The following is a 9,812-nucleotide window of genomic DNA, read 5'->3' as shown; positions in this document are numbered from 1 at the left end:
ATCCAGACCTTCGCCGAGGTGTTCGAGCGCATCAAGCGCGGCTACGTCGAGGAGGTGGACGACGCGACGCTCTTGCGCAACGCCATGCGCGGCATGCTCAGCGAGCTCGACCCGCACTCCGCCTACCTCGACGTCGACGAGTACCAGAGCCTGCGCGAATCCACCCAGGGCGAGTTCGGCGGCATTGGCATCGAGGTGGGGACCGAAGGCGGCCAGCTGATGGTCATCACGCCGATCGACGATACCCCGGCCTCGCGGGCGGGCCTGCTCGCGCGAGACGTCATCCTCACCATCGACGGCACCCCCACCGACAGCCTCTCGCTGCAGGAAGCGGTGACGCTGATGCGCGGCGAACCCGGAAGCGCACTGCGCCTGGAGATTCTGCGCGCAGGTGAGGAGACGCCGCGCGAGATCACCCTGGCGCGCGAAGTGATTCGCAGCGAAAGCGTCAAGCACGAGCTGCTCGAGCCCGGCTACGGCTACCTGCGCATCAGCCAGTTCCAGTCGCGCACGCCGGAGCAGGCGAGCCAGGCGCTGGCGCGCATGGGCCGCGATCGCCCCCTCGAAGGGCTGGTGCTCGATCTGCGCAACAACCCCGGCGGCGTGCTCCAGGCGGCAGCGGGCGTGGCGGACCTGTTCCTCGACAGCGGCCTGATCGTCTACACCGAAGGGCGCCTGGCCAATACCGAGATGTCGTTCTCCGCCACCACCTCCACGCCGGCCCGCGACGTGCCGCTGGTGGTATTGATCAATGGCGGCAGCGCCTCCGCCGCCGAGATCGTCGCCGGCGCCCTGCAGGACCAGCGCCGCGGAGTGATCATGGGCACCGAGAGCTTCGGCAAGGGATCGGTGCAGCAGATCATGCCGCTGGGCAACGGCGAAGGGCTCAAGCTCACCACGGCGCTCTACTACACGCCCAACGGACGCTCCATCCAGGCCCAGGGCATCGTCCCGGACGTGGAAGTGGTACGCGGGCGCCTGGAGGTGGCCGACGAACGCCGCGGCCTTCGCGAGATCGACCTCGAGGGCCACCTGGACAACCAGGCCGGCAGCGCCCAGGCGCGCGGCGAGTTCTCGGAGCGGCTGCGCGACGACTACCAGTTGAGCGAAGCGCTCAACCTGCTCAAGGCGCTCAACGTGGTGGATCGCCGCCGCTAGCTCAGCGGCACGTGGGCGGCAGGCGGCCGCGCTCGCCGGTCGCCTGGCGAATGATCAGTCGCTTGAGCGGGGTGGCCCGGCTCATCGCGCTCATCCCCAGGTTGCGCGCCAGCGTCAGCGCCGACGAGCGGCTGCCGAACAGCTCCTTGAAGGCCTTCATCAAGGCCAGCATGGCGGCGTTGTCCAGCCGCCGACGCCGCTCGAAGCGATCGAGCGTTGCGCGCTCGCCCCAGGGCGCGCCGCGCCGCCAGGCGCGCACCACTTCATCGGCGAGCACTGCCGCATCCATCAGCCCGAGATTCACCCCCTGGCCCGCCAGCGGGTGGATCGTGTGCGCGGCGTCGCCCACCAGCGCGAAGTGATCGAGCACGTAGGTGCTGGCGTGACGCTGGACGAGCGGGAAGCGGTAGGCCATATCGCACACCTCCACCCGGCCCAGGCGCTCTCCGAAGGCCTCGCCCAGGGTCTCGCCGAGCGCCTCGCGGGAGAGCCCACTCAAGAGTCGCGCGTGTTCCGGCGTGGTCGACCAGACGATCGAGCAGTAGTGGTCGTCGCCCTCGACGGTCAGCGGCAAAAAGGCCAGCGGCCGGCCGTCGATGAACACCTGGCGGGCCACGCCACCGTGAGGCCGCTTGCAGCGTACCGTGGTCACCACCGCGTCCTGCTCCATGGCCTCCTCGCTGACCTCGATACCCGCCAGTGCGCGCAGCGTCGAACGTGCGCCGTCGGCGGCCACCACCAGCGGCGCGTGGAGCTCGCGGCCATCCTCGAGCACCAGGCAACGCCCGCGGGCGGCGCTCTGGAGCGCGGCCACCTTCGCGCCGAACATGGCATGCAGCTGGGGCAGCGCCAGCACCGGATGATTGAGGGCGGCGAGGGTCACGTCGTTCTCCACGATATGCCCCAGCACCGGCGTTCCCGCGTCGAACGCGGAGAAGTCGATGCTGCCGCTGCCCTCGCCGTCCCACACGTGCATGTAGCGATACGGCGTGACCCGCGTCTTCTCCATGGCGGTCCAGGCGCCCAGGTGGGTCAGAAGGCGCTGGGAGACCGGCGTGAGTGCGCTGACCCGCGCCGCAGGCGTCCCCAGCTCCAGGGTCGTCAGATCGAGCGGCGCTTCGGCCGCCTCCACCAGGGCGGTGCGCATCCCGGCGCCGGCCAGAAGCCCCGCCAGCGCCGTTCCCACCATGCCCGCGCCGACGATGACCACGTCGAACCGCTCGAAGGATCCTTCCGATGACGCCTTTGGCGTTTGCATAACGCTCCCTAATGACGACTGATTGACGACAGATGTTTGCAGTGCGTTAAAAAGTGAACACTCACTCAGCGCTCGAGTCCCATGGCCCTTCGCGCCAGCCCGCGCCGCAGCGGGCCGACCAGGTTGAGACCGATCAATCCCGCCGCCCGGGCGTGGGGCAGCAGCGGAAACGAGGCGCCGAACAGCCGTATCAGGCTGTCGCTGAAGCGGATCACGTTGGCGCGATCCCGCGCCCGGCGGCTCTCGAAGTCGAGCAGCGTCTGCAGATCACCCAGCGAGCGCCCCTGCTCCTGCCCCTGGGTCAGCGCCTCGACCAGATCCACCACCGAGCGCAGCGCCAAATTGAAGCCCTGGCCCGCCACCGGGTGCAGGGCGTGGGCCGCATTGCCCAGCACCGCCAGGCCCGGGCGCACCGATTCACGCGCGGTGACCAGCGACAGCGGGTAGCTGAAGCGCTCGCCCACCCTGGTGAAGCGCCCGGCGCGGTCGCCGAAGGCGCGCTGGAGCTGATCGAGAAACGCACCGTCGTCTAGTGCCAGCCGAGCTCGCTCTTCGCCGCTCTTGTGGGTCCAGATCAGCTCCATCGCCTGATGCTTCAAGGGCAGAAGCGCGATCGGCCCCTCCCTGGTGAAGCGCTCGAAGGCCACCCCGTGGTGGGGCTGGCTCACGCCGACGTGGGCGATCAGCGCGGTCTGGTCGTAAGGGCGGCGACGACTCTCGATGCCCAGCTGCTCCTTGAGCCCGGAGCGACCACCGTCGGCCAGCACGGTGAGCGTGGCGGTAATCTCGGCACCGGTGGAGAGCGCCAGATAGTGCCCCTGGGGAGTCGGCGCAAGGGTCTCGACCCGGGCCGGGCAGTGCCAGTCGATGGGCAGCGCCGACAGGTGCTCGTGCAGCACGCGCCCCATCCAGGCGTTGGGAATCACGTGGCCGAGCGCATCGACGCCGAGCTCCGCCGCGCTCAGCCGGGTCGCGCCCAGCCGCCCGCGCTCGCTGATATGGATACGCTCGATCCGGGCAGCTTCGCGTCGCATGGCTTCCCATACGCCCAGCTCGCGAAAGCGCTGGGCGGAGCCTTCGGCGATGGCGCTCGCCCGGGCGTCGAAGCTCGGCTGCCACTCGGCCGTCCCCTCGGCGGGCAGCGCCGTAGCTTCGACGATCGCCACGCGCAGGCCCTGGCGCGCGATCAAGGGCGCCAGCGCACAGCCCAGGCTCGCCCCCACCAGCCCGCCGCCCACGATGACGATATCGTAGCGAGCCGCCGTTGAAGCGTTGTCCGGCGCTTGAGTGGTCATCGACCGGCCTCCTCTACCATGGATGTAATTTCGTAATATCATTACGTATAAAGTATCGAGCACAGACGCGGCTGATCATTTATTCGCCATCAACGCCTCGATTTCTTCCACCCGCTTGGGCACGTCGCCGGTGAGCACCTCGCCACCGGTGTCGGTCACCACCACGTTATCCTCGATGCGGATACCGATACCGCGATAGGCGCAGGGTAGATCCTCGGCATCGGGCACGTAGAGTCCGGGTTCGACGGTGACCACCATGTTCGGTGCGAGCGGGCGCGCCGTGTCCTCGTCCAGCCGGTAGGTGCCCACGTCGTGCACGTCGAGCCCCAGCCAGTGAGAGGTGGAGTGCAGGTAGAAGCGCCGGTAGCTCTCGTCCTCGATGCGTGCCTCGACCTCGCCTTCGAGAAGGCCAAGCTCGATGAGCCCGCGGGTCAGGTCCTCCACCACGCCTGCGTGGATGTCGGCAAGCGTGACGTCCGGGGCCACGGCGGCCACCGCCCGCTCCTGGGCATGCAGCACCACCTCGTACAGCGCGCGCTGGGCATCGCCGAAGCGGCCATCGACCGGGAAGGTGCGGGTGATGTCGCCGGCGTAGAGGTCGAACTCGGCGCCGGCGTCGATCAGCACCAGCGTGTTCGCCGCGAGTTCGGCGCTGTTCTCAATATAGTGCAGCACGCAGGCGTTGGCGCCGCCGCCGACGATGGTGCCGTAGGCGGGGCCGCTGCCGCCATGCCAGACGAACGTATGCTCGAGTTCGGCCTGGAGCTGGTACTCGAAGAGCCCCGGGGCGCAGGTGCGCATTGCCCGGCAGTGGGCCAGGGCGGAGATACGCGCCGCGTGACGCAGGAGATCGATTTCCGCCGGGCTCTTGATCAGCCGCTGCTCGTGGATCAGCTCGCGGCAGTCGAAGAAGCCTTGAAGCGCCGGCTTGCCGCGCCGCCGGCCGGCGCGCGCGCGGGCAAGGGCCTCGTCGGCGATGGCAAGCGCCTGCTCGTCGTCCAGCGGCAGGTAGAGCCGGGTTCGCCCGTCGAGCAGCGCTTCCAGGCGCTCCTCGCGCTCGGCGTTCTCGAAGGCCTGATCGATGCCGTGGCGCGTCATCACGCCGCTCGCGCCGAGCCGCCGGCCCGTCCAGGCCTCCAGCGTCGGGTCGCGGTCCTGGCAGAACACCACGCTCATGCCGCCGTCCTGGTCCGGCAGCAGCACCAGGAGCGCATCCGGCTCGGTGATGCCGGTCAGGTAGTAGAAGTCGCTCTGCTGGCGAAAGGGGTACTCGCTGTCGTTGGAGCGGGTCACAAGGCTCGCCCCGGGTACCAGCATCGCGGCTCCCGGGGGAAGGTGCTCCATGAGCGCAGCGCGCCGGGCGCGGTACTCGTCATTGGTAATGGCGGCGGGGCGCAAGAGACGTTCGGGTAGCATCGAAACTCCTTGGGTCAGTGAACCGGGGCGTCGGTCTGTTCCACCTGGGGCTTGCCGGGATGCTGCTCGGTGTAGAGCAGCATCGCCGCCATGCGCGCGTGCTCGCTGAGCGCGAACAGGTCGTTCTCGTTCTCGGGGCTGTCGTCGAGGTCGGTGTCGATCTGGCCAAAGCCCGCCAGATCGTCGATCGCTTCGCCCAGCGGCTGGGACCAGCGCTGTCTGAGCGCGTCGTCGGCGACCTCCTCGACCACTTCCATGAAGCCCAGCGCCCACTCCTTGAGCCCCTGGGCCTGCTCGCCGAGGGAGAAGAGCTCGTCGGGCAGCAGCGGCGCGTAGTTCAGGTCGCTGGCGCTGAGTGCGTCCAGCGTCTGGCGGCGCCAGCCGAGCAGGCGCTCGGCGCTTTCCGGGTCACGGGGCTGCTCTACCCCCAGGCTCGTGGTGACCTCGTCGAGCCACGCCTCGGCGCTGATGTCGCGCAGGGCGAGCAGCGCGCAGAGCCGGCCATCCAGGAAGGCGGGCGACTGCATGCTGCCGTGAAGCAGGAAGACGTCGGCGATGTCGGAAAAGTCCTGGCGCTGGTCGATGACTGACATGGTGTGCTCGCATTGGTATCGTCGAATTGAGGCAGAGGGCGCGTTGACCCCGCGCAAGCGGCTCTCTTATAGTGAACGCCGACCCTCACCCATGACGGTGATGTTAACGCATTCGGGCCCGCACGTGCCCGCGCCGGAGTCTTCGATGAGCACCGCCAAGCGGCCAACCAAAGAAATCACCCTGCTGGGTCGCGGCTACATGATCGCCTGCGACAGCGGCGAAGAAGCCAAGCTTGAACGCGCTGCTCGCTACCTGGACCGTGCCATGCAAGGCATCCACTCCCAGAGCAGCGTGCTCGGCAACGAGCGCATCGCCATCATGGCGGCGCTGAACATCACCCACGAGCTTCTGGAGGCGCTGGACGAGCACCGCGCCGGCGAGGCGAGCCTGAATCGCCTGCACGACCGACTCGAACGCGCCCTGGAAGGCGCGCGCCCGGCGAAAAGCTAGCCAGTCCTTTGGCATTGCGCCGGGCTCTGTTAAAATGAAGCGGTTCTCTGGAGTGTGCGCCAGTCGTTATAGTCCCTCGAGCCTATGCGCAGTACCCAGGGGGCCAAATGCTAGCCAGGCCCGTGTGCATGTCCGTGCGTCGGAAAGCCTGACGGTCTGGCTGCGGCCACCCACCTGAACCAGTAGGTTCAGGGCCAGAACGACAGCGGCACTTCGGGGAACTCTCGTGCAACACCACACCCTCATCGACGCCGACCGTTTCGACAAGCCTGCCCTGCGCCGCGAACTTCGCCGCAGACGTCGCGCCTTGAGCGACGCGCAGCAGCAAACGGCGGCTATCTCTCTATGCCAGCGCCTGAAGCGCCTTCCCGAACTCCAGCGCGCCCGCCGCGTGAGCCTCTACCTGCCCGTGGGCGGCGAGATCGACCCGACGCCGCTGCTGCCCTGGTTCGAGAAACGCCGCGTGGCGGTCTACCTGCCGGTTCTGCGCCCCTTGAGCGACAATTCGCTCTGGTTCGTGCGCTTCGATGCCGATACCCCCATGGTCGAGAACCGCTTCGGCATTCGCGAGCCCTGCACCCGCTTCGCTGCCCGGCGTGGCAACCGCCTGCCCGCCTGGGCGCTGGAGACGCTGATCGTGCCGCTGGTGGGCTTCGACGCCCGTGCCAATCGCATGGGGATGGGCGGCGGTTTCTATGATCGCACGCTGGCCTTCATGCGCCGCCCCGGCCCCAAGCCTGCGCTCATCGGCGTGGCCCACGCCTGTCAGCAGGTCGACCGGCTCGACGTGGCGCCCTGGGACGTGCCGCTCGACGCGGTGGCAAGCGATGCGGGGCTCGTGCGCCGCCGATGATGCCAACGAAAACGGGCCGATCGATGATCGGCCCGTTTCATGATGTCGTCCCAGCGTTCAAGCGCCCCCTCGACGCCAAACCTGAGGTAGCGGTCAGCTGCCCGCCAATGCCTGCGCATACCCGGTTGCCAGCACCCCCAGCAGAAAGACCATTGTCAACGCCATTACCACATCGGGCTTTTTCCGCCGCATGCCTTCTCTCCAACGTATATTGATTGCCAATGCCCTCGAGTGCGTCATCAGCGTGTCGATGAGAGAAGATGACTCACTTGACTATTTTTCAAAGCCGACTATAGGGCCAAGGCCAAGCAGTGACAATAGCCATAAGCGCATTTTTTAACGCCTATTTAAACGTTTAGACATCGCAGGCGGCCTGGCAGCGCTGAAGCGTGGCGTTAGTGAGTGCTCACCTGATCACGCCATGAACAGCCGATACGCCGGATTGTCACTTTCGCGCCAGTAACGATAGCCGATGGCATCGAGATGCTCGGCCACGTGGGTACGGTCGGCGCTCGGCACCTGCATGCCCACCAGCACGCGCCCGTAGGCCGCGCCGTGGTTGCGGTAGTGAAACAGCGAGATGTTCCAGTCGTGAGGCAGGTGCGAAAGGAAGTTCATCAGCGCGCCGGGGCGTTCGGGAAACTCGAAGCGGTAGAGCTCCTCGTCGAAGTGCTCGCTCGGGCGCCCGCCGCTCAGGTGGCGGATGTGCAGCTTGGCGAGCTCGTTGTCGGTCAGATCCTCCACCGGGTAGCCGCCCTCCCTGAGCCGCTCGATCACCGCCTGGCGGTCCTCGCCGCCGGGCTTGACCTGGACCCCGACGAAGATGTGCGCCTGGCGGTCGTCGGCGTAGCGGTAGCTGAACTCGGTCACCATGCGCTTGCCGAGCACGCGGCAGAACTTCTTGAAGCTGCCGGGCTTCTCCTCGATGGTCACGGCAAGGATCGCCTCGCGCTGCTCGCCGAGCTCGGTGCGCTCGGCGATGTGCTGCAGCCGGTCGAAGTTGGTGTTGGCGCCGGAGTTGATGCACAAGAGCGTCTGCCCCTCGGCGCCGGTCTGCTGCACGTACTTCTTGAGCCCGGCCAGCGACAGCGCCCCGGAGGTCTCCGCCACGGCCCGGGTGTCGTCGAAGATGTCCTTGACCGCCGCGCACATCTCGTCGGTATTGACGGTGATGACCTCGTCCACGAGTTCGCGGGCGAGCGAGAACGGCACCTCGCCGATCTGCGCCACCGCCACGCCCTCGGCGAACACGCCGACCTGGTCGAGCACCACGCGCTCGCCGGCGGCCAGGGCCGCCTTGAGACAGGCGCTGTCCTCCGCCTCCACGCCGATGATCTTGATCTCCGGGCGCAGGTATTTCACGTAGGCGGCGACGCCGGCGATCAACCCGCCTCCGCCCACGGGCACGAAGATCGCATCGAGCCGTCCGGCGTGCTGGCGCAGGATCTCCACGCCGATGGTGCCTTGGCCGGCTACCACGTCGATGTCGTCGAAGGGCGGGATGTAGGTGTAGCCGTGCTCCTCGATCAGCTCCTGGGCGTGGGCGGCGGCATCGGAAAAGGCGTCGCCCTTGAGCACCACCCGGGCGCCGCGCGAGCGCACGCCCTGCACCTTGATCTCCGGGGTGATGCGCGGCATGACGATCACCGCCTTCACCCCCATGAGCCTGGCCGCCAGCGCCAGGCCCTGGGCGTGGTTGCCGGCGGAGGCGGCGATCACCCCGCGCGCCTTCTGCTCCTCGGAAAGCGTTGCCATCTTGTTGTAGGCGCCGCGAATCTTGAACGAGTAGACCGGCTGCAGATCCTCGCGCTTGATCAGAATCTGGTTGTTGAAGCGACGCGACAAAAAGGGAGCGGGCGAAATGGGCGTCTCGCAGGCCGCCTCGTAGACGCGGGCCTGGAGGATCTTTTTGACGGTAGCTTCGAGCATGCGGATTTCCAGATGAGAGCAGATGAGAGCGGTGGCCGGAGCCGGGAAAAGCCTTTATTGGTAGCAGATCGCCCCCGGCAACGTCCAGCGTTATGCGCGCGCATCAACACGGGCGCGCCAAGGCGGTATACTGGCGCGGCCCTCACACAACCCCGGAGCTCCCATGACCCAGGACGCGCTGAAAGCCGCCGTCGCCGACGCCGCCATCGCCGAGATCACCCCCCTGCTCGAGAAGAGCACCGTGCTCGGCATCGGTACCGGTTCGACGGCGAACCTGTTCATCGACCGCCTCGCGCCGCTGCGAGACCGCTTCAAGGGAGCGGTGGCAAGCTCCGATGCCTCGAAGGCGCGCCTCGAGGCGCTAGGCATCGAGGTGTTCGAGCTCAACGAGGTGGGGACGGTGCCGGTCTACATCGATGGCGCCGACGAAGTGAACGGCGCGCTCGAGATGATCAAGGGAGGGGGAGCGGCACTGACCCGCGAGAAGATCGTCGCCGCCTGCGCCGAGCGCTTCATCTGCATCGCCGACGGCTCCAAGCGCGTCGAGACCCTCGGGCGCTTTCCGCTGCCGGTGGAGGTGATTCCCATGGCACGCTCCTACGTCGCCCGCGAGCTGGTCAAGCTCGGCTTCGAGCCGGTCTACCGCCAGGGCGTGGTGACCGACAACGGCAACCAGATCCTCGACTGCTACGAGGTGATGATCGAGCGTCCGGTGGAGATGGAGAGTCGCATCAACGCCATCGTCGGCGTGGTCACCAACGGGCTGTTCGCCGCCCGCGGTGCCGACGTGCTGCTGCTGGGCACCGCCGACGGCGTCGAGCGCGTGACGCGCTAGGCTCGCCCAGACAAGAGCTCGTCG

At 67.7% G+C, this 9,812-nt stretch carries 9 protein-coding genes and 1 other RNA gene; 5 read left to right on the top strand and 5 right to left on the bottom strand.

The genetic code is table 11. From position 1 onward, the window contains the following. Nucleotides 1-1,158 (top strand): S41 family peptidase (locus tag BIS11_RS05020; protein WP_253585782.1); only part of this gene is annotated, 1,158 nt, incomplete at its 5' end. 1 nt (nucleotide 1,159) lies between these two features. On the opposite strand, the gene BIS11_RS05015 is transcribed toward BIS11_RS05020, so the two are convergent. The 4 genes from BIS11_RS05015 to BIS11_RS05000 form a co-directional block, all read right to left on the bottom strand. After that, nucleotides 1,160-2,416, bottom strand: coding sequence for a UbiH/UbiF/VisC/COQ6 family ubiquinone biosynthesis hydroxylase (locus tag BIS11_RS05015; protein ID WP_253424827.1), 1,257 nt, complete (start codon nucleotides 2,414-2,416; stop codon nucleotides 1,160-1,162). A gap of 65 nt (nucleotides 2,417-2,481) precedes the next feature. Then, complete coding sequence (gene ubiH, locus BIS11_RS05010) at nucleotides 2,482-3,711, bottom strand: 2-octaprenyl-6-methoxyphenyl hydroxylase (protein WP_253424830.1); 1,230 nt, start codon at nucleotides 3,709-3,711, stop codon at nucleotides 2,482-2,484. A 75-nt stretch (nucleotides 3,712-3,786) separates the two neighbouring features. Next, nucleotides 3,787-5,127 (bottom strand): Xaa-Pro aminopeptidase, encoded by a 1,341-nt coding sequence (pepP, locus tag BIS11_RS05005; protein ID WP_253424834.1) that lies wholly within the window; start codon nucleotides 5,125-5,127, stop codon nucleotides 3,787-3,789. Nucleotides 5,128-5,141: 14 nt separating this feature from the next. Beyond that, complete coding sequence (locus BIS11_RS05000) at nucleotides 5,142-5,720, bottom strand: UPF0149 family protein (protein WP_253424836.1); 579 nt, start codon at nucleotides 5,718-5,720, stop codon at nucleotides 5,142-5,144. 145 nt (nucleotides 5,721-5,865) lie between these two features. On the opposite strand from BIS11_RS05000, the gene BIS11_RS04995 reads away from it, so the two are divergent. From BIS11_RS04995 to BIS11_RS04985, 3 genes are all read left to right on the top strand, one after another. After that, the gene (locus BIS11_RS04995) at nucleotides 5,866-6,171 is read left to right on the top strand and encodes a cell division protein ZapA (protein ID WP_227391326.1); all 306 of its coding nucleotides are present in this window, start codon (nucleotides 5,866-5,868) and stop codon (nucleotides 6,169-6,171) included. Between the two features lie 41 nt (nucleotides 6,172-6,212). After that, nucleotides 6,213-6,395, top strand: a non-coding RNA gene (ssrS, locus tag BIS11_RS04990) — 6S RNA. Nucleotides 6,396-6,397: 2 nt separating this feature from the next. After that, nucleotides 6,398-7,024 (top strand): 5-formyltetrahydrofolate cyclo-ligase, encoded by a 627-nt coding sequence (locus BIS11_RS04985; RefSeq protein ID WP_253424839.1) that lies wholly within the window; start codon nucleotides 6,398-6,400, stop codon nucleotides 7,022-7,024. A 414-nt stretch (nucleotides 7,025-7,438) separates the two neighbouring features. Here the strand turns inward: BIS11_RS04985 and ilvA are convergent, their stop codons facing one another. Next, nucleotides 7,439-8,953: a threonine ammonia-lyase, biosynthetic gene (ilvA, locus tag BIS11_RS04980; RefSeq protein WP_253585781.1), complete on the bottom strand. Its 1,515-nt coding sequence runs from the start codon at nucleotides 8,951-8,953 to the stop codon at nucleotides 7,439-7,441. 163 nt (nucleotides 8,954-9,116) lie between these two features. Between ilvA and rpiA the strand changes: the two genes are divergently transcribed. Beyond that, nucleotides 9,117-9,788, top strand: a complete 672-nt coding sequence (rpiA, locus tag BIS11_RS04975; RefSeq protein WP_253426122.1) for a ribose-5-phosphate isomerase RpiA — start codon at nucleotides 9,117-9,119, stop codon at nucleotides 9,786-9,788. The last annotated feature ends 24 nt before the right edge of the window (nucleotides 9,789-9,812 follow it).

It is taken from the genome of Halomonas sp. 707D4 (assembly GCF_024158685.1).
Classification (GTDB): Bacteria; Pseudomonadota; Gammaproteobacteria; order Pseudomonadales; family Halomonadaceae; genus Vreelandella.
Note: the sequence above shows the minus strand (reverse complement) of the source record. Positions and strands in the feature narration are given on the sequence as shown.

Excerpts from the sequence above, each read along its gene's own strand:
- BIS11_RS04995 (WP_227391326.1), top strand. The coding sequence starts at position 5,866 with ATGAGCACCGCCAAGCGGCCAACCAAAGAAATCACCCTGCTGGGTCGC.
- BIS11_RS05015 (WP_253424827.1), bottom strand. The coding sequence starts at position 2,416 with ATGCAAACGCCAAAGGCGTCATCGGAAGGATCCTTCGAGCGGTTCGAC.
- ilvA (WP_253585781.1), bottom strand. The coding sequence starts at position 8,953 with ATGCTCGAAGCTACCGTCAAAAAGATCCTCCAGGCCCGCGTCTACGAG.
- pepP (WP_253424834.1), bottom strand. The coding sequence starts at position 5,127 with ATGCTACCCGAACGTCTCTTGCGCCCCGCCGCCATTACCAATGACGAG.
- ubiH (WP_253424830.1), bottom strand. The coding sequence starts at position 3,711 with ATGACCACTCAAGCGCCGGACAACGCTTCAACGGCGGCTCGCTACGAT.
- BIS11_RS05000 (WP_253424836.1), bottom strand. The coding sequence starts at position 5,720 with ATGTCAGTCATCGACCAGCGCCAGGACTTTTCCGACATCGCCGACGTC.
- rpiA (WP_253426122.1), top strand. The coding sequence starts at position 9,117 with ATGACCCAGGACGCGCTGAAAGCCGCCGTCGCCGACGCCGCCATCGCC.